The 17,926-nt window shown below is 66.2% G+C and carries 21 protein-coding genes; 15 read left to right on the top strand and 6 right to left on the bottom strand.

Annotated features, from left to right (window positions below):
* The first annotated feature begins 26 nt into the window (after nucleotides 1–26).
* Both WMO64_RS03665 and WMO64_RS03660 read left to right on the top strand, forming a co-directional pair.
* A complete protein-coding gene (locus WMO64_RS03665; RefSeq protein ID WP_349231049.1) occupies nucleotides 27–1,949 on the top strand; it encodes an FAD-dependent oxidoreductase in 1,923 nt (640 codons plus the stop codon).
* Between the two features lie 116 nt (nucleotides 1,950–2,065).
* Nucleotides 2,066–2,230 (top strand): hypothetical protein, encoded by a 165-nt coding sequence (locus WMO64_RS03660; RefSeq protein WP_349231048.1) that lies wholly within the window; start codon nucleotides 2,066–2,068, stop codon nucleotides 2,228–2,230.
* A gap of 68 nt (nucleotides 2,231–2,298) precedes the next feature.
* On the opposite strand, the gene WMO64_RS03655 is transcribed toward WMO64_RS03660, so the two are convergent.
* Both WMO64_RS03655 and WMO64_RS03650 read right to left on the bottom strand, forming a co-directional pair.
* The gene (locus WMO64_RS03655; RefSeq protein ID WP_294517352.1) at nucleotides 2,299–3,825 is read right to left on the bottom strand and encodes a PepSY domain-containing protein; all 1,527 of its coding nucleotides are present in this window, start codon (nucleotides 3,823–3,825) and stop codon (nucleotides 2,299–2,301) included.
* Nucleotides 3,822–4,406: an RNA polymerase sigma factor gene (locus WMO64_RS03650; protein ID WP_294517354.1), complete on the bottom strand. Its 585-nt coding sequence runs from the start codon at nucleotides 4,404–4,406 to the stop codon at nucleotides 3,822–3,824. Before WMO64_RS03650 ends, WMO64_RS03655 begins: the two co-directional genes overlap by 4 nt.
* Before the next feature lie 240 nt (nucleotides 4,407–4,646).
* Here WMO64_RS03650 and WMO64_RS03645 point away from each other — a divergent pair, with 240 nt between their 5' ends.
* Nucleotides 4,647–4,916 carry a hypothetical protein gene (locus WMO64_RS03645; RefSeq protein WP_294517356.1) on the top strand — a complete coding sequence of 90 codons (270 nt, stop codon included), beginning with the start codon at nucleotides 4,647–4,649 and terminating at the stop codon, nucleotides 4,914–4,916.
* 62 nt (nucleotides 4,917–4,978) lie between these two features.
* On the opposite strand, the gene WMO64_RS03640 is transcribed toward WMO64_RS03645, so the two are convergent.
* The 4 genes from WMO64_RS03640 to WMO64_RS03625 all read right to left on the bottom strand — a co-directional run bounded on the left by WMO64_RS03640 (nucleotide 4,979) and on the right by WMO64_RS03625 (nucleotide 7,967).
* Complete coding sequence (locus WMO64_RS03640; protein WP_349231122.1) at nucleotides 4,979–6,307, bottom strand: MATE family efflux transporter; 1,329 nt, start codon at nucleotides 6,305–6,307, stop codon at nucleotides 4,979–4,981.
* Nucleotides 6,308–6,513: 206 nt separating this feature from the next.
* Nucleotides 6,514–6,909 carry a NifB/NifX family molybdenum-iron cluster-binding protein gene (locus tag WMO64_RS03635; protein WP_349231047.1) on the bottom strand — a complete coding sequence of 132 codons (396 nt, stop codon included), beginning with the start codon at nucleotides 6,907–6,909 and terminating at the stop codon, nucleotides 6,514–6,516.
* Nucleotides 6,906–7,268 carry a DUF134 domain-containing protein gene (locus WMO64_RS03630; protein WP_294517360.1) on the bottom strand — a complete coding sequence of 121 codons (363 nt, stop codon included), beginning with the start codon at nucleotides 7,266–7,268 and terminating at the stop codon, nucleotides 6,906–6,908. The genes WMO64_RS03635 and WMO64_RS03630 overlap by 4 nt, the downstream gene beginning before the upstream one ends.
* 81 nt (nucleotides 7,269–7,349) lie before the next feature.
* Nucleotides 7,350–7,967: a thiamine diphosphokinase gene (locus WMO64_RS03625; protein WP_349231046.1), complete on the bottom strand. Its 618-nt coding sequence runs from the start codon at nucleotides 7,965–7,967 to the stop codon at nucleotides 7,350–7,352.
* Between the two features lie 229 nt (nucleotides 7,968–8,196).
* Here WMO64_RS03625 and acpP point away from each other — a divergent pair, with 229 nt between their 5' ends.
* From acpP to WMO64_RS03565, 12 genes are all read left to right on the top strand, one after another.
* The gene (gene acpP, locus WMO64_RS03620) at nucleotides 8,197–8,427 is read left to right on the top strand and encodes an acyl carrier protein (RefSeq protein ID WP_294517364.1); all 231 of its coding nucleotides are present in this window, start codon (nucleotides 8,197–8,199) and stop codon (nucleotides 8,425–8,427) included.
* A 10-nt stretch (nucleotides 8,428–8,437) separates the two neighbouring features.
* Complete coding sequence (locus WMO64_RS03615) at nucleotides 8,438–8,863, top strand: acetyl-CoA carboxylase biotin carboxyl carrier protein (protein WP_349231045.1); 426 nt, start codon at nucleotides 8,438–8,440, stop codon at nucleotides 8,861–8,863.
* 3 nt (nucleotides 8,864–8,866) lie between these two features.
* On the top strand, nucleotides 8,867–10,249 hold the full coding sequence (gene accC / locus WMO64_RS03610) for an acetyl-CoA carboxylase biotin carboxylase subunit (RefSeq protein WP_349231044.1): 1,383 nt from the start codon (nucleotides 8,867–8,869) through the stop codon (nucleotides 10,247–10,249).
* Nucleotides 10,246–11,106 (top strand): acetyl-CoA carboxylase, carboxyltransferase subunit beta, encoded by an 861-nt coding sequence (gene accD / locus WMO64_RS03605; RefSeq protein WP_294517373.1) that lies wholly within the window; start codon nucleotides 10,246–10,248, stop codon nucleotides 11,104–11,106. The genes accC and accD overlap by 4 nt, the downstream gene beginning before the upstream one ends.
* A complete protein-coding gene (locus WMO64_RS03600) occupies nucleotides 11,103–11,924 on the top strand; it encodes an acetyl-CoA carboxylase carboxyltransferase subunit alpha (RefSeq protein ID WP_294517375.1) in 822 nt (273 codons plus the stop codon). Before accD ends, WMO64_RS03600 begins: the two co-directional genes overlap by 4 nt.
* Nucleotides 11,921–12,877, top strand: coding sequence for a beta-ketoacyl-ACP synthase III (locus tag WMO64_RS03595; protein ID WP_349231043.1), 957 nt, complete (start codon nucleotides 11,921–11,923; stop codon nucleotides 12,875–12,877). The genes WMO64_RS03600 and WMO64_RS03595 overlap by 4 nt, the downstream gene beginning before the upstream one ends.
* A 62-nt stretch (nucleotides 12,878–12,939) precedes the next feature.
* Nucleotides 12,940–13,872 (top strand): nitronate monooxygenase, encoded by a 933-nt coding sequence (locus WMO64_RS03590; protein WP_294517379.1) that lies wholly within the window; start codon nucleotides 12,940–12,942, stop codon nucleotides 13,870–13,872.
* Nucleotides 13,869–14,807: an ACP S-malonyltransferase gene (gene fabD, locus WMO64_RS03585; RefSeq protein WP_349231042.1), complete on the top strand. Its 939-nt coding sequence runs from the start codon at nucleotides 13,869–13,871 to the stop codon at nucleotides 14,805–14,807. The genes WMO64_RS03590 and fabD overlap by 4 nt, the downstream gene beginning before the upstream one ends.
* Nucleotides 14,807–15,550: a 3-oxoacyl-[acyl-carrier-protein] reductase gene (fabG, locus tag WMO64_RS03580; protein WP_349231041.1), complete on the top strand. Its 744-nt coding sequence runs from the start codon at nucleotides 14,807–14,809 to the stop codon at nucleotides 15,548–15,550. The genes fabD and fabG overlap by 1 nt, the downstream gene beginning before the upstream one ends.
* Before the next feature lie 37 nt (nucleotides 15,551–15,587).
* The gene (gene fabF, locus WMO64_RS03575; RefSeq protein WP_349231040.1) at nucleotides 15,588–16,832 is read left to right on the top strand and encodes a beta-ketoacyl-ACP synthase II; all 1,245 of its coding nucleotides are present in this window, start codon (nucleotides 15,588–15,590) and stop codon (nucleotides 16,830–16,832) included.
* The gene (gene fabZ, locus WMO64_RS03570) at nucleotides 16,832–17,269 is read left to right on the top strand and encodes a 3-hydroxyacyl-ACP dehydratase FabZ (protein ID WP_294517389.1); all 438 of its coding nucleotides are present in this window, start codon (nucleotides 16,832–16,834) and stop codon (nucleotides 17,267–17,269) included. The genes fabF and fabZ overlap by 1 nt, the downstream gene beginning before the upstream one ends.
* 126 nt (nucleotides 17,270–17,395) lie before the next feature.
* Nucleotides 17,396–17,860, top strand: a complete 465-nt coding sequence (locus WMO64_RS03565) for a MarR family winged helix-turn-helix transcriptional regulator (RefSeq protein WP_040647801.1) — start codon at nucleotides 17,396–17,398, stop codon at nucleotides 17,858–17,860.
* Nucleotides 17,861–17,926: the final 66 nt, after the last annotated feature.

Below are 17,926 nucleotides of genomic sequence, written 5' to 3'. Positions count from 1 at the left end.
GTGAAGAAAGAGGAGAGAAAGAAGCAATGCATTCCAAAAAGCTCATCAGCCTGCTGCTGGGCGGCGCCATGGTCCTGTCCCTGGCCGCCTGCACTCCCTCCCAGACCGGAGAGAGCAGCTCCCCCTCCCCCAGCGTCTCCGCCAGCCCGGAGAACACCCCTGCCGCCGGCGCATCCTACACCGCCGGCACCTACACCGGCACCGCCGCCGGCAAGAACGGCGATGTGACCGTGGAGGTGGTGTTCAGCGACACCGCCATCGAGAGCGTCACCGTCACCGAGCAGAGCGAGACCGAGGGCATCGCCGACCCCGCCCTGGAGCGCATCCCCTCCGCCGTGGTGGAGGGCCAGACCCTGGCCGTTGACACCGTGGCCGGCGCCACCATCACCAGCGAGGCCATCCTGACCGCCGTGGCCGACTGCGTCACCCAGGCCGGCGGCGACGTGGCCGCCCTCCAGACCCCTGTTGAGAATGAGGGCTCCGGCGAGACCCTCAGCTATGAGGCCGACGTGGTCATCGTGGGCGCCGGCGCGGCCGGCATGAACGCCGCTGTGGAGGCCGCCCAGTCCGGCCTGAAGGTCATCGTCCTGGAGAAGGGCGCCACCATAGGCGCGTCCAACGGCGCGGTGGCCGGCGGCCCCAGCGCCTGCGAGACCGTGATCCAGGAGCAGGAGGGCCAGGAGGTCTCCGTGGAGACCCTGTTCAACTACATGTACAATTACAGCCACTCCCTGTCCAACGCCGCCCTGCTGCGCAACGTGCTGTCCGTGTCCGGCGAGACCATCAACACCATGGTGGAAGTCGGCGTGGGCATGTACCTGCGGCCCGACAACTACGGCGCCGGCTTCCGCGCCCGCCACGGCTTTGACGAGAGCGGCGAGGCCCGCTTCGCCCCCATGAAGGAAGAGGTGGAGTCCCTGGGCGGCCAGTTCCTGCTGGAGACCACCGGCGAGGAGGTCATCATGGACAACGGCGCTGCCGTGGGCGTGCGGGCCAGCCAGCCCGGCGGCGTCACCGTGGAGGTCCGGGCCAAGGCCGTGCTGGTGTGCACCGGCGGCTACCTGGGCAATGAGGACATGATCCACGAGCACTTCGGCAACGTGACCGTCAACCCCCTGGGTAACACCCTGTCCGACGGCGCCGGCATCAATATGGTGGTGGACGCCGGCGGCACCCTGGACCGCAACTGGTCCATCATCGCCAACGAGTTCGCCGGTTCCAACCACAAGGGCGGCGGCTGGAGCTTCGGCGCCAACCAGAACTTCAGCTACGCCGTGTACGGCGGCCTGATGGTCAACCGTGAGGGCGAGCGCTTCTTCAACGAGGAGGTCATCGCCACCATGGCTCTGTCCGAGGGCGGCGAGGCCACCCTGCGGGAGGGCCTGTACTACTCCGTCATCGACCAGGCCTACTTTGACGCCTGCCGCGAGGAGGGCATCTACAGCTACCTGGGCAGCCCCGAGAACTGGTACGTGGGCAAGATGACCCTGGACGGCAAGCTGCTGGACCAGAACGAGGCCCAGCTCCAGGAGGCCATTGACCAGGGTTGGGCCTGGAAGGCCGACACCATCGAGGAGCTGGCCGAGATCACCGGTCTGGAGAATCTGCCCGAGACTGTGGCCGAGTACAACGCCATGTGCGAGGCCGGCAAGGACACCCAGTTCTACAAGGACCCCGTGTTCCTCGCCCCGGTCAGCGAGGGCCCCTTCTACGTCTTTGAGTACGAGCCCAGCGCCTGGGGTACCCTGGGCGGCGTGAAGGTGGACAGCCACCTGCGGGCTCTCACCGCCGACAACGAGCCCATCCCCGGTCTGTATGTGGCCGGCGTGGACGCAGGCAGCATGTACACCACCCCCTACTACTCCAACGAGGGCGCCGCCCTGGGCCTGGCCATGGCCAGCGGCACCTGGGCCGCCAAGGAGATCAACTCCTACGTCAGCGGCAACTAAAATCACAGCAAAACGGTCCTCTCTCCGCGACGCGGAGCGAGGACCGTTTTCTCTTTTCCCCACATGTTTTCCCGCCGCCGGGCCATACTATGGGAAAATGCAGAGGAGGTGCTCTCATGGCCAAACAGGGAATGTCCCGCCCGGAGCGGACCCACACCCAGCCCCGCAACGACCAGCCGCCCGTGCCGGAGCTCCAGGAGAAGGAAAAGCACGGCAAAGACCGGGCCAGGCCCATTGTCCCGGGGACCGGCGGCCCCGACCTGAAGGTGTTCCACCGCTGAGCTTTTTGTCCGAATGAAACGAGGTGCGGGCCGCTGTCAGCAGCCCGCACCCCGTTTTTTATGGAAGATCAGCGGTTGTCCGCGTCCCACTGGATGATCTCGCCGGCGGTGGCGTCGATCTCGAACTCATACTTCCGGCCGTCCAGCACCGCCTCGCCCTCGTAGTAGACCCGGCCGTCGTCGGTTTCCCGCTCGAACTCCACGATGGTGGCCCCAGGGATTCGGGCCAGCACCAGGGCGCGGGCCCCCTCCTCGTCCAGCGCCGTCTGGCCAGCGGAGGTGCTGTTCCCCTGGTTCCAGCCCTCGTCCACGTCGTCGGCGTCCCACTCCAGGAAGCTGCCCGTGGCGGCGTCGATCTCGAACTCGTACTCCCGGCCATTCAGCACCGCCTCGCCCTTGTAGACCGTCCGGCCGTCGTCGGTGTCCCGCTCGAACTCTACAATGGCAGCTCCGGGGATCTGGGCCAGCACCAGGTCTCTGGCCTGCTGCTCGGTGATCAGGGCCGTCTGGCTCGGCTGGGGGGTTGAGGTCGCCTGCTGGCTCTGGGAGGGCTGGGGAGAGACCGTCCCCTGCTGGGGGGGCGTCTGGGGCTGCCCCACGCTGCCGCTCCAGTGGTCGTCCCGCTCGTAGTCCCACTTGACCACCGCGCCGGTGAGGGCGTCGATCTCCACGTCGTACTCATAGCCGTCCTTCAGCAGCTCCGCCTCATAGACCATGCCGTCGTCGTACTCGAACTCGATCTCCTTCAGGGTGGCCCCCGGGAGCTGGGCCAGGGCGATCTCGGTGGCCTTGTCCAGGCCGATGTAGGCCTTGTCGCTGGCCTGGCCGGTGACGGTGAGGCCGCTGGTGTCCGCCTGCTTGGCCTGGAGCAGCAGGCTCAGGTCGTTGACCGACAGCCCGGACAGGGATTCAAAGGTCAGTGTGGGGTCGGTGTCCAGAATCCGCTGGATCAGCGCCGCCTTGCCCTCGGAGATGCCGTAGGTCTCCGCCTGGCTGGCCAGGGTCTGGTCCCGGCTGGTGATGGTCTGGCCCAGCACCGAGGCGTCCACCGATTCCCCGGCCAGCAGCCCGTTCACATCCGCCATCAGGCTCTCCTGGAGGGCCTGGGCCTTGGCCGCGTCCCTGTTCTCCACGGTGATGAGCACCGAGTTCTTCAGATCGTCAATGTAGCCCTGCTGTACCATGGAGCCGATGAGGGCGTTGACCGCCACGTTGAGCTGGGCGCCCCGCAGGTCCATGTCGCCGATGATCTCCGTGCCGTCGGCGTTCAGGGCCTCGCAGCTGAGCACCTTCTCGTTCCGGCTCACTGACAGCTGCACGCTGGGGTTGACGTCGATGCCCACCAGGGAGTCGGGGGCATTGGCGTACCGCCAGCCGAAAAAGCCGCCGCCGCCGATGACCAGCACCAGGGCCGCCGCCACCGCCGCCGCGAAATTCTGCCACCGCCGCCGCTTTTTCTTGGGCGGAGCGCTGATGTCCACGATCTTCTCCTGTCGCCTGGCCTCCTCCCGCACCTCCAGAAGCTCGTCCAGGCGGTTGGGGGCTGCATCCTCCATGGCGCGGGCCAGACGGGCCTCCGCATCCTGTTCCTTCATGTCGCCTCACGCTCCTCCAGATAATCTCTCAGTTTGATCAGGGCCCTGCGGTACTTGGAGAGCACCGTGGCCAGGGGCATATCCAGCAGGGACGCGATCTCCCGGTGCTTCAGGCCGCTCAGGGCATGAAGGGTGACCACCTGCCGCTCCTCGTTCCCCAGGCACTTCATGGCCGCCTCCAGGGCCAGTTTATCCTCCTGGGCCCGGGTGGGGTCCACGCTGGCCCACAGATGCCAGTCCTCCTCCTGCTCCAGGGGCACGTCCCGCCGCTCCCGCAGCTTCTCCAGCGCCAGGTTCCGGGCGATGGTGAGCACCCAGGCCATGGGCTTGCCCTTGGGCTGGTAGCTCCCGGCGGCGGCGTCCACCTTTAAAAAGGTGTCCTGCATCACGTCCTCCGCGTCGTGCTGGTTCTTCACAATGGACAGCGCGAAGCCGTAGACCGCCTTGTGGGCGCGGAGATACAGCTCGGAGAAGGCCTGCGTCTCTCCCCGGGCGATCCTTACGATTAAGCTGTCTTCCAGCGCGGGCGCTCTGGCCGGGCGGAGCTCCTGCTCGATTGCAGACAGGCCAAACAGCAGCATACTTTCTTCCCCTCTCATAGGAATAACGGAGCAGACGGGGCTTTTATTGCGCATGACAAAAAATTTTTCCCGTCTGGAGCGGAATCCGAATTCAGCAGTCTCTATTATACCATCTTTTCCCTGCCCCTTCAATCGCCCCCGTTTTTCCAGATCTTTACACAGTTTTTACCTGCCCTACCCCCATTCCCTGCCGTTTCCTGCTAGACTATCCATATCTCATGGAACCGGGAGGCATCTGCCGTGAAGCGTCTGAAGCTGCGACATTGGGACTGGATTGTGAGCGGGGTCTTTCTGGCCGGGGCCCTCATCTTCGGCGCGTCCGCCTACCAGGACGGCGCCCTTGCTCCCCTGTCCGCGCTGGGGCTGCTTCTCTGCATCGGCAGCTTCATTCTGGGGCTGGTCAAGCTGCGCTGTCCCTTCTGCCATCATTTTCTGGGCTTTCTCTCCGGAAGCAGCCACCCCTTCTGTCCCTGGTGCGGAGACCAGCTCACCGGCTCCGACGGGGACTGACTGCCGTCAATATGCGAAGGGCTGGAGCGCGGTGCGCTCCAGCCCTTTTTTCTTGTCTTCGGTTACATCCGCGCACTCATCCAGTCCGCCTTCTTGTAGTACAGGAAGAACAGGATGCAGCTGATGCCCCAGGTGAGGGGGTAGACCCAGTAGACCATCTGGATGCTGTGAGTCAGGGGGATGGTGATGGACAGGAAGGTCACCCGCACCACGCACCAGATGGCAATCATAATGGCCATGGGGATCACGGCCCGTCCCGCGCCCCGCAGCACGGCGGCCACCGAGTGGGCAAATGCCAGCAGGCAGTAGAACAGCGCGGCAGTTCTTGCCTTGCCGATGCCGAATGCCACCACCTCCGGCGTGGGGTCGAAGAGGGCGATGAGCTGGGGGGCAAAGATAAACACCAGCACACCGATGGCCTCCGCCAGGGTGACGGTCATCAGGATGCCGAACCGGGCGCCCTTCCGCGTCCGCTCATACTCCATGGCGCCCAGGTTCTGGCCCACAAAGGTGGTCAGCGCCAGGGTAAAGCTGTTGATGGGCAGGAAGCCGAAGCCCTCCACCTTGGTGTAGGCGCCGTAGCCGGCCATGGCCATCTCTCCGAAGGCATTGACGTTGGACTGGACAATCACATTGGCAAAGGCGATGATGGAGTTCTGCACGCCGGAGGGCAGGCCCACTCGGATGACCTGCCACAGGATGTCCTTCTGGAACCGGATGGCCTTCAGCTCCACCCGGTAGCTCTCCTTTGTGCGCATCAGCTGGATCAGGCAGAGCAGGGCGCTCACCACCTGGGAGATCACCGTGGCCAGGGCCGCGCCGCCCACGCCGGCATTAAACCCCTCGATGAACACCAGGTCCAGGCACAGGTTGATGATGGAGGAGGCGATCAGGTAGTACAGCGGGTGGCGTCCGTCCCCCACGGCCTGCAAAATGCCCACAAACACATTGTACATCATAAAGGGCAGCGAACCGCAGAAGTAGATCCGCAGGTATGCCACGGACTCCACCATCACGCTCTCCGGCGTGCCCATCCACACCAGGATCTGGGGGGAGAGCAGTACGCCCACGGCGGTCATCACCACGCCCGCCACCAGGCCGAAGGCCACGATGGTGTGGACGGTGCGGTGCAGCCCCTCCTTGTCTCCGGCGCCGAAATGCCGGGCCACGATCACACCTGCGCCGGAAGAAATGCCGCTCAGCAGACCGATGAGCATGGAGATCAGGCTGCCCGACGAGCTGACCGCCGCCAGGGCGCTGCTCCCCATAAAATTGCCCACGATCAGCGAATCCACGGTATTATACATCTGTTGAAATAGATTTCCCAGCATCAGCGGCAGCGCAAACAGGATCATCCGCTTCCAGATCGCGCCGCTGGTCATTGGCTCCATGGTCTTTGCCACAGGCTCCCTCCTCACAATAAAAGCGACACCAACAGATTATATCTCTCTTTTGTCTTTTACACAAGTACACTTAGAATTTTTTCCCACGGGAAAAATCTCCGCCGTCCCGGGCCCAAAACCCACGCCGGAACGCCGGAGGGACAAAAACAGCGGACCGCCGGAAGACGGTCCGCTGTCTCTGTTTTCCGATGGACTCAGCCGCCGCAGTGTCCGCCGCAGGTATGGTCGTGGCTGTGGCAGTCGTGGTGGCCGTGGTCGTGGTGGTGGCAGGTGGGCTCGGCGTTGCGGGCCAGATTGCCCACCAGCAGGGCCTCCACCGCCCCGTCGGCGTCGCCGGACACGCCGCCGTAGACGGTGATGCCCGCCTCGCCCAGGGCCGCGATGGCGCCGCCGCCGATGCCGCCGCAGATCAGGGTGTCCACGCCCAGCCCGACCAGGAATCCGGCCAGGGCCCCGTGGCCGCTGCCGTTGGTGGGCTCCACGGCGGAAGAGGTCACCGCGCCGTTGTCCACATTGTACACCTTAAACTGCTCGCTGTGGCCGAAGTGCTGAAAAACCTGTCCATTCTCGTAAGTGACTGCGATTTTCATCTGTTTTCTCCTCCAAAACACTGTTTTTTCCGGCAGCCGCCCCGGCGGTGGCAGCAGCCCGGCCCGTCGCACAGGCGGTAATTCCCCCCGGCGATGACCAGCCGCTTCCCGTTGACCAGAGCGTCGGCCAGCTTGCGGCGGGCGCTGTCACAGATGCCGGTGACCGTGGTGCGGGCGATCTCCATCTGCTCCGCGCAGGCCTCCTGGGTCAGGCCCTCCAGGTCCAGCAGGCGGATGACCTCAAACTCGTCCACTGTCAGCACCACCGGCTCCTCCGGCCCGGGCTGCTCTCCCACCGGGGCAAAGCCCGCCCAGCCGGGCAGCTGGCACACCCGCCTGCACTTCTGTGGTCTGGGCATCTGTTCTCCCTCCGTTTCTGACTTATGTCAGATATTATACTCTGTTTCTGACATATGTCAAGTATTTAAGAGGAGCGGGTCTCAGCGCTCCCACACCACCAGCAGGGTGCCCTCCTCCGCCGATACCCGGGAAGGGACGCCTGTAAACTCGTTGCTCACCCCCAGGGAGAAGCCGTTGTCCAGCTCCGCCCCGGACAGGGTGTACTTCAGCCCCTGGATGGTCACGCCCCGGACGGTGTCCGAGTGGGCAAACACGGAGATCATGCCCCGGTGCTCCGGGCCGAACTCCACTGCCCCGCCGGTAATTGCCGTGGCAGTCCAGTCCGGGCCGTACAGCCACCCCTGCTCCCCACGGCGGGAGAGCCAGGCCAACAGCTGCAAATTGGCCAGGGTGTGGTCAAATCTTCCCCCGGTGCCGCCGAAGATGTGGAACCGGCGGTAGCCCCGCGCCTGGCCCAGCCGGACGGCGGCCATGGTATCGGTGTCGTCCTTCACCCTGGGCAGGCGCACCAGATGGGCCGCGCCGGCGGGCTCGTCCATGGAGTCAAAGTCCCCCACCACCAGGTCGGGCTCCAGCCCATTCTCCCGCAGCCAGGCGTAGCCGCCGTCCGCCGCGATGAGCAGATCCCCCTGCTCCGGCGCGGGAAGAAAATCGATCCGTTCTCCCGCGCCCACGATATAGCAATTTCCACAACACATGGTTTTTTCCTCACTTTGTGCCGGTATATCCGGGTTTTATCCCGTTTTTTGTGCTTCCGGCTTGTACTCTCTATCCTAGCACAGTCCGGCCTCCGGCGCAAGCGGCCCTATTTTTTGGTAAAAAAATACTTGACAGATGCCCTTGCCCTCGCTACAATAACGCTTAAATTATTTTACTTAAAAATTTTTAATTAAAATAATTGAATGAAATAATGAGGAGTACGTTATCATGACTTTCGAAGAAATGCGCGATATCATTGTGGAGACCCTGAGCTGTGATGCCGAGGACGTGACCATGGAGGCCTCCCTGTCCGAGGACCTGGGCGCCGACTCTCTGGCCGCCGTGGAGCTGTCCATGGCTCTGGAGGAGGCCTCCGGCGTGACCATCGAGGACGAGGACCTGCCCAACATGAAGACCGTGGGCGATCTGATGGCCTACATCGAGTCCCACAAGGCCTGAGGCACGGCCCATGAGCAATCAGGACGTGTTTGAGCTGATGGCCCGCTTTGAGGGCAGCGCGGCTGTCAGCATGAAGTTCACCTGCAAAGACTTCTCCCTGGAGCTGAGCAAGGCAGCCGGGTCCGCCCCCGCCGCCGCCCCTGTGGCGGCGGCTCCCGCGGCCTCCGCTGTGCCCGCCGCTCCCGCCGAGGAGGAGGGCAGCGTCATCACCGCCCCCCTGGTGGGCACCTACTACGCCTCCCCCTCCCCCGGCGCCGCCCCCTTTGTGTCCGTGGGCGACCAGGTGAAGAAGGGGCAGACGGTCTGCCTGATGGAGGCCATGAAGATGATGAACGAGGTCACCGCCCCCTGCGACTGCGTCATCGAGGCGCTGCTCCAGGAGGACGGCGCCCTGGTCTCCTTCGGCGCCCCTCTGCTGCGCTATAAGGCGGTCTGAGCCATGTTCAAGCGGGTTTTGATTGCCAACCGGGGGGAGATCGCCCTCCGGGTCCTGCGGGCCTGCCGGGAAATGGACATCGATACCGTGGCGGTCTACTCCCAGGCCGACGCGGACGCCCTCCACGTCCAGTTTGCCGGCAGCGCCTACTGCGTCGGCCCCGCCAAGGCGGCCGACAGCTACCTGAACATGGACGCCATCCTCACCGTGGCCAAGGCCGCGGGCTGCGACGCCATCCACCCGGGCTACGGCTTCCTGTCTGAAAACGACGCCTTTGCCGACGCCTGTCAGGAGGAGGGCATCGCCTTCATCGGCCCCTCCGGCGACGTGATCCGGGCCATGGGCAACAAGGCCTCCGCCCGGGCGCTGATGCAGAAGGCGGGGGTGCCCGTGGTGCCCGGGTCCGACGGCCCGGTGCCCGACGCCCAGACCGCCAAGGCCGTGGCCGATTCCATCGGCTACCCGGTGCTCATCAAGGCCTCCGCCGGCGGCGGCGGCCGGGGTATGCGCCGGGTGTACGACCCGGAGGACTTTGTCTCCCTCTTTGAGGAGGCCCGGGCCGAGTCTGTCGCCTGCTTCGGCAGCGGTGAGATGTACCTGGAGAAGCTGATCCTGGACCCCCGGCACATCGAGTTCCAGATCCTGGCCGACCGCCACGGGAATGTGATCCACCTGGGGGACCGGGACTGCTCCATCCAGCGCCGCAACCAGAAGATGCTGGAGGAGGCCCCCTCCAAGGCCCTCACCCCTGAGCTGCGGGAGCAGATGGGCGCCGCCGCCGTGGCCGCCGCAAAGGCGGCGGGCTACGAGAACGCCGGCACCATCGAGTTCGTGCTGGACAGCGAGGGTCACTTCTACTTCATTGAGATGAACACCCGGATTCAGGTGGAGCACCCCATCACCGAGATGGTCACCGGCACCGACCTGGTGCGGGAGCAGATCCGCATCGCCGCGGGCCTGCCCCTGTCCCTGACCCAGGAGGACGTGAAGCTCCAGGGCCACGCCATCGAGTGCCGCATCAACGCCGAGGACCCGGCCAACGGCTTCCGCCCCTGCCCGGGCAAGACGGAGTTTCTCCATCTCCCCGGCGGCTGCGGCGTGCGGGTGGACTCCGCCCTGTACACCGGCTACGAGCTCTCCCCCTTCTACGACTCCCTGGCCGCCAAGATCATCGTCCACGCCCCCACCCGGCTGGAGGCCATCCGCCGGATGCGCCGGGCCCTGGAGGAGCTGATCGTGGAGGGGTACGCCACCAACGCCGAGCTGCTCCATCAGATCCTGTACCACCCGGACTTTGTCCGGGGAAGCTGCACCACCGGCTTCCTGGACCGTGAGCTCAAGTCGCTCCTGTCCTGGAGCCGCTGCGGAAGCGAGGAGAAGCAATGAGCAACGTATTTACCCGCCGCCGCGAAAAGCTGCTGGCCCTCAAGAGCCTGCGCAGCGGCGGCCCCCGCTCCGCCCCCGCCCCGGCCTGCCCCGCCTGCGGGGCCGAGGTGCCCAGGGGCGAGCTGCACAAGAACCTCTATGTCTGCCCCCGCTGCGGCCATCACCACGCCGTCAGCGCCTACTACCGGCTCAGCCTCATCCTGGACCCGGGCACCTTCCGGGAACTGGATGAGCGTCTGGCCTCCGCCGACCCTCTGGCCTTCCCCGGCTACGCCGGGAAGCTGGCCGACGCGAGCCGGCGCACCGGCCTGAGTGAGGCCGTGGTCACCGCCACGGGCCGCATCGACGGCCGCAGGACGGCTGTCGGCGTGCTGGACAGCCGCTTTTTCATGGGCAGCATGAGCGCCGCCGTGGGCGAGAAGGTCACCCGCCTGGTGGAGTACGCCGAGAAGAACCGCCTGCCCCTCATCCTGTTCTCCGCCAGCGGCGGGGCCCGGATGCAGGAGGGCATCCTCTCCCTGATGCAGATGGCCAAGACCGCCGCCGCCCTGGAGCACTTCTCCGCTGCCGGCGGGCTGTACATCTCCGTGCTCACCCACCCCACCACCGGCGGCGTCACCGCCAGCTTCGCCAGCCTGGGCGACTACATGCTGGCCGAGCCCGGGGCCCTGGTGGGCTTCGCCGGTCCCCGTGTGGTGGAGCAGACCATCGGCCAGCCGGTGCCCGAGGGCTTCCAGAGCGCGGAGTACCAGCTCAGCCACGGCTTCCTGGACGCGGTGGTGCCCCGGAAGGAACTGCGCGCCACGCTGAGCCGCCTGCTGCGGCTCCATGACCCGAAGGGAGGCCGCGACCGATGAACCAGACTCTTACCCCCGCCCAGCGGGTGGCCCTGGCCCGCAACCCCCAGCGGCCGGGCACGGCGGACTTTATCTCCGCCCTTTTCACCGACTTCTTTGAGCTGCGGGGCGACCGCCACTTCGGCGAGGACCCCAGCATTCTGGGCGGCGTGGCCCTGTACCACGGCCAGCCCGTCACCGTCATCGGCCACCGGAAGGGCCGCACCCTGGAGGAGAACCTGAAGTTCAACTTCGGCATGCCCAGCCCCGAGGGGTACCGGAAGGCCCAGCGGCTGATGGAGCAGGCGGACAAGTTCCGCCGCCCCGTCATCACCTTTATCGACACCCCCGGCGCCTACCCCGGCCTGGAGGCCGAGGCCAGAGGCCAGGGGGAGGCCATTGCCAAGTGCCTGTCCATCCTCTCCGCCCTGACGGTGCCCGTCATCTCGGTGGTCACCGGCGAGGGCGGCAGCGGCGGCGCTCTGGCTCTGGGCGTGGGCAACAGCGTGCTCATGCTGGAGAACGCTGTGTACTCCGTCCTCTCCCCCGAGGGCTTTGCCGCCATCCTGTGGAAGGACGCCTCCCGCAGCAGCGAGGCCTGCGACGTGATGAAGCTCACCGCCGCCGACCTGAAGGAGCTGGGCGTCATCGACGAGATCATCCACGAGCCCGAGGGCGGGGCCCACACCGACCCCGACGCGGTGTTCACCGCTGTGGACGCCGCCATCAGCCGGAATCTGGCCCCGCTGCTCAAGCTGAGCGGCTCCGCCCTGGCCAAGCAGCGCTACAGGAAATTCCGTGCCATGGGCAACCAGGCCATAAGGAGGGATCGGGGATGAACGGCATCAAACTCTGCGGCACCGGAGCCGCCGCGCCGGCCAAGGTGGTCACCAACGACGACATGGCCGCCATGGTGGAGACCAGCGACGAGTGGATCTCCACCCGCACCGGCATCAAGGAGCGGCGCTACTGCACCGACGAGACCCTGCTCTCCCTGTGCACCGACGCCGCCCGCCAGGCCATGGACCGGGCGGGCATCTCCCCCGCCGACCTGGGGGTGTGCCTGGTGGCCACCATCTCCCCCGACTTCATCACCCCCGCCCTCTCCTGCCTGCTCCAGCGTGAGCTGGGCCTGCCCGAGGACTGCCTGTGCATGGACCTGAACGCGGCCTGCTCCGGCTTCCTCTACGGGCTGCACACCGCCCAGTGCCTGCTGGACGCCTGCCCCAGGAAGTACGGCCTGGTGGTGGGCGGCGAGGTCTTTTCCCGCCTGATGGACTTCACCGACCGCACCACCTGCATCCTCTTCGGCGACGGCGCGGGGGCCGCCGTGGTCCGGTCCGGGCCCGACTGCCCTGTGCTTCACACCGTGGTGGGGGCCCGGGGAGACGAGAAGGTCCTCTATGTGCCCGGCGCGGGCACCGGAGCGCCCCAGTACATCCACATGGAGGGCACCGCCGTGTTCAAGTTCGCGGTGGAGACCGTGCCCAAGTGCATCACCCAGGTGCTGGAGCAGGCCCACATGACCGCCGAGGACATCGACCTGTTCGTCCTCCACCAGGCCAATGAGCGCATCATCGACCGGGTGGTGAAGAACCTGCACCTCCCCCCGGAGAAGTGCCCCAAGAACATCGCCAAGTACGGCAACACCTCTGCCGCCAGCATCCCGCTGCTCCTCCACGAGCTGTGCGCCTCGGGCGCCCTCAGGCCCGGCATGCGGGCTCTGCTCTCCGGATTCGGCGGCGGCCTGACCTGGGGCGGCGCCATCCTGGAGCTGGACGGGGCACGCTGATCCGGGCCGAAACACATCTTATATCTATCTGTGCCGCGCATTGCGGCGGAATGGGGATTTTTATGAAACTCAACGAACTGTTGGGAACGGAGTTTCCCTTTATTCAGGGCGGCATGGCCAACATCGCCACCGGCGAGTTTGCCGCCGCCGTATCCAACGCCGGCGCCCTGGGCCTCATCGGCTCCGGCGGCATGAACGCCGACAGCCTGCGGGAGAACATCCGCCGCTGCAAGGCCCTCACCGACAAGCCCTTCGGCGTCAACCTGATGCTGATGAACCCCTCCGTGGACGAGATGGCCAAGGTGGTCATTGAGGAGGGCGTGAAGGTGGTCACCACCGGCGCCGGCAACCCCGGCAAGTACATCCCCGCCTGGAAAGAGGCGGGCATCATCGTCATCCCCGTGGTGGCTGCCGCCGTGCTGGCCAAGCGCCTCACCCGGTACGGCATCGACGCCGTCATCGCCGAGGGCACCGAGAGCGGCGGCCACGTGGGCGAGATGACCACCATGGCCCTGGTGCCCCAGGTGGTGGACGCGGTGGACGTGCCCGTCATCGCCGCCGGCGGCATCGCCAGCGGCCGCCAGCTGGCCGCCGCCTATGCCCTGGGCGCCTGCGGCGTCCAGATCGGCACCTGCCTGCTGGTCAGCGAGGAGTGCCCCATCCACCCCAACTACAAGCAGGCCCTGCTCAAGGCCACCGACACCGACACCATCGTCACCGGCCGCACCACCGGTGCCCCCGTCCGGGTGCTCAAGAACAAGATGGCCCGGGAGTATGTCCGCATGGAGAAGGAGAACATCCCCCTGGCCGAGCGCGAGAAGCTGACCCTGGGCTCCCTGCGCCGGGCCGTCTTTGACGGCGACACCGAGATGGGCAGCCTGATGGCGGGCCAGGTGGCCGGCCAGCTCCACGAGATCCGCCCCGTGCGGGCCATCCTGGAGGAGCTGTACGCCGACTACCAGAAGTGCGTGAAAGGTCTGGTGAACGACCTGTGAGCCTGGCCTTTCTGTACGCCGGACAGGGCAGCCAGCACCCCGGCATGGGCGCTGACCTGTACGAAGCCTATCCCGCCTTCCGCGCCTTGCTGGACAGCGCGGCCGAGCAGGTGGACTTTGACCTGAAGGAGGTCTCCTTCACCGACGCCGCCGGTGTCCTCAACCAGACCGCCTACACCCAGCCCGCCATGGTGGCCTTTGCCGCCGGCGTCACCGCCCTGCTCTATGAGCGGGGCATCAGGCCCGACTATGCCGCCGGGCTCAGCCTGGGCGAGTACTCCGCCCTCCACGCCGCCGGCGTGTTCTCCGCCCCTGAGGCGGTGTCCCTGGTGGCCTTCCGGGGCAAGGCGATGACCCAGGCCGCCCAGGGCATGGACTGCGCCATGATGGCCGTGCTGGGCCTGGACGTGGCCGCCCTCCAGTCCGCCTGCGATCAGGCCGCCAGCCTGGGCGTGGTGGAGATTGCCAACTACAACTGCCCCGGCCAGCTGGTCATCGGCGGCGAGAAGGCCGCCGTGGAGAAGGCCGCCGCCCTGGCCAAGGAGCTGGGCGCCAAGCGGGCCCTGCCCCTGAAGGTCAGCGGCCCCTTCCACACCTCCCTCCTCAAGCCCGCCGGGGACGCCCTGGCGGAGCGGTTCCGCTCCGTGGAGTTCGGCCCCATGGCCTTCCCTGTGCTCTTCAACTGCCTGGGCCATGAGATGGGTGAGGGCGACACCATCCCCGCCCTGCTGGAGCGGCAGGTCCAGTCCTCCGTCCGCATGGAGGACACCATCCGCCGCATGGAGGCCCTTGGGGTGGACACCATCGTGGAGATCGGCCCGGGCAAGGTGCTCTCCGGCTTCGTCCGCAAGACCTGCCCCGCCATCCGCACCTTCGCCGTGGAGACCTGCGCCGACCTGGACGCCCTCACCGCGGCCCTGAAAGGAGAATCCTGATGAGCCTCACCGGAAAAACCGCCATCGTCACCGGCGGCAGCCGGGGCATCGGCAAGGCCGTGTGCCTGGAGCTGGCCCGCCGGGGCTGCAATATCGTCCTGTCCTTTGCCGGCAACACCGCCGCCGCCGACCAGACCGTGGCCGAGTGCCAGGCCCTTGGCGTCCAGGCCCTGGCCGTCCAGGGCAACGTGGCCGACGCCGACGCCGTCAAGGCCCTGTTCGACGCCGCCCTGAAGCAGTTCGGCGCCATCGACATCCTGGTCAACAACGCCGGCATCACCCGGGACAACCTGCTCATGCTCCTCAAGGAGGAGGACTTCGACGCCGTGGTGGACACCAACCTGAAGGGCACCTTCCTCTGCATGAAGGCCGCCGTCCGGCCCATGATGAAGCAGCGCCACGGCCGCATCATCTCCCTGAGCTCCGTGGTGGGCCTCCGCGGCAATGCCGGTCAGGTCAACTACGCCGCCAGCAAGGCGGGCGTCATCGGCATGACCAAGTCCCTGGCCAAGGAGCTGGCCGGGCGGAACATCACCGTCAACGCGGTGGCCCCCGGCTTTATCGACACCGATATGACCGCCGTGCTCCCCGACAAGGCCAAGGAGGCCATTCTGGCCTCCATCCCCATGGCCCGGCTGGGCGCGGCGGAGGACGTGGCCAACGCCGTGGCCTTCCTGGCCTCGGACGAGGCCGGGTACATCACCGGTCAGGTGCTGGCAGTGGACGGCGGCATGTCCATGTGAGCCGCCGCCTAGCGCTGTGTTGAAATTGGAGGTTATTATGGAAAAACGCCGAGTGGTCATCACCGGCCTGGGGGCCGTCACCCCCATCGGGCACACCGTGCCCGAGAGCTGGGCTGCCGTCCGCGCGGGCAAGTGCGGCGTGGCCCCTATCACCCGCTACAACACCGAAAACCAGAAGGTCAAGCTGGCCGCCGAGGTCAAGGACTGGGACCCCGAGTCCGTCCTGGACAAGAAGGAGGCCAAGCGGATGGCCCGCTACACCCAGCTGGCCATGGCCGCCGCCAAGGAGGCCGTGGCTGACAGCGGTCTGGACCTGGCCTCCGACGACCCCTGCCGCCGGGGCGTGATCGTCTCCAGCGGCATCGGCGGCCTGGACGTCACCGAGGCCGAGCACGCCAAGGGCACGGAGAAGGGCTTTGACCGCGTGTCCCCCTTCTACATCCCCATGGCCATCTCCAACATGGCCGCCGGCCTCATCGCCATCGCCCACAACTGCAAGGCCATGTGCACCTGCCCTGTCACCGCCTGCGCCGGCGGCACCAACGCCGTGGGCGACGCCTTCCACTACATCCGGGACGGCTACGCCGACGTGATGCTGTGCGGCGGCGCCGAGGCCGCCGTCACCCCCCTGGCCATCGGCGGTTTCACCTCCATGAAGGCCCTCTGCACGTCCACCGACCCGGACCGGGCCTCCATCCCCTTTGATGCGGAGCGGAGCGGCTTTGTCATGGGCGAGGGCGCGGGCATCCTGGTGCTGGAGGAGTACTCCCACGCCGTTGCCCGGGGCGCCAAGATCTACGCCGAGCTGGTGGGCTACGGCGCCACCTGCGATGCCCACCACATGACCGCCCCCGCCCCCAGCGGAGAGGGCGGCGCACGGGCCATGGCCATCGCCCTGGCCGACGGCGGTGTGTCCCCCGACGAGGTGGACTACATCAACGCCCACGGCACCTCCACCCACCTGAACGACAGCGGCGAGACCGCCGCCGTCAAGACGGTGTTCGGCGCCCACGCCAAGGAGCTGATGATGAGCTCCACCAAGTCCATGACCGGCCACATGCTGGGCGCGGCGGGCGCTGTGGAGGCCATCTTCACCGCCCTGTCCCTGAAGGAGGGCTTTGCCCCCGCCACCATCCACTACCAGGTCCCCGATCCGGAGTGCGACCTGGACGTGGTGCCCAACGAGGGCCGGGAGGCCGACCTGCGGTACGCCATGTCCAACTCCCTGGGCTTCGGCGGCCACAACGCCAGCATTCTGCTGAAGAGATGGGAGGAAGCGTAATGCAGCTCAATTCCAATCAGATCGCCGAGATCCTGCCCCACCGCTACCCCTTCGCCCTGGTGGACCGCATCACCGACGGCGAGGAGGGCCAGTGGGCCCAGGGCATCAAGTGCGTGTCCGTCAACGAGCAGTTCTTCTGCGGCCATTTCCCCCAGAAGCACGTCATGCCCGGCGTGCTCATCATCGAGGCCCTGGCCCAGGTGGGTGCGGTGGCCCTTCTGTCCGTGCCGGAGAACCGGGGCAAGCTGGCCCTGTTCGGCGGCATCAAGAACGCCCGGTTCAAGCGCCAGGTGGTGCCCGGGGACGTGCTGGAGCTCAAGTGCACCCTGACCAAGCGGAAGGGCCCTGTGGGCATCGGCGAGGCCGTGGCCACTGTGGGCGGCGAGACCGCCGCCACGGCGGAGCTGGTCTTTGCCATAGCCGACGCCGGGAAGTAAGGTTGCTCTTTCCGCCCCGTTTTGATACAATAGTGTCTGGATACACTCCCGGCGCGTTTTTTCCCAGGCACAGAAGCGAATTTTTGTCCGGCTGCGGCCGGGCTCTGTCTGATGGAGGCGGAAATGATGCTGGAACAGCGGTTTCAGGACGTGTATACAAAATTCAAACTGCATTTTTATCGCGAAATCTTTGAGCGCTTTCAGAGCCGGGAGGCCAGTCTCACCACGGTGGAGACCTTCTGTATGGAGGCCATCCAGGCCCTGCGCCTGCCCACCATCAATGAATTTGCCTCGTTCATGAAAATCTCCCCCCCAAACGCCGCCTACAAGGTCAACAGCCTGATCAAAAAGGGCTATGTGGAGAAGATCCAGTCCGAGCACGACAAGCGGGAGTATCACCTGCGCCCCACCCAGAAGTATATTGACTACTACAATATCAGCAACGACTACGTGCGCAAGGTGATGGGCCGCATCGCGGAGCGGTTCTCCCCCGCCGACTGCGCCAAGCTGGAGGAGATGCTGGCCATTGTCAGCGACGAGCTGATGCCGGAGATCCCCCTGCCAGCCCATGAGGCCCAGCAGGGCGCCTGATGGACAGCGCGTTCAAAACAGAAAACGCAGGAAGCACCGTGCTCTCCGCCGTATGTGCGGAGGTGC

Origin of the sequence: Pseudoflavonifractor intestinihominis (assembly GCF_040096055.1) — a bacterium.
GTDB lineage: Bacteria > Bacillota > Clostridia > Oscillospirales > Oscillospiraceae > Pseudoflavonifractor > Pseudoflavonifractor intestinihominis.
The sequence above is the reverse complement of the archived record's forward strand: the minus strand, read 5'-3'. Positions and strand labels throughout refer to the sequence as shown.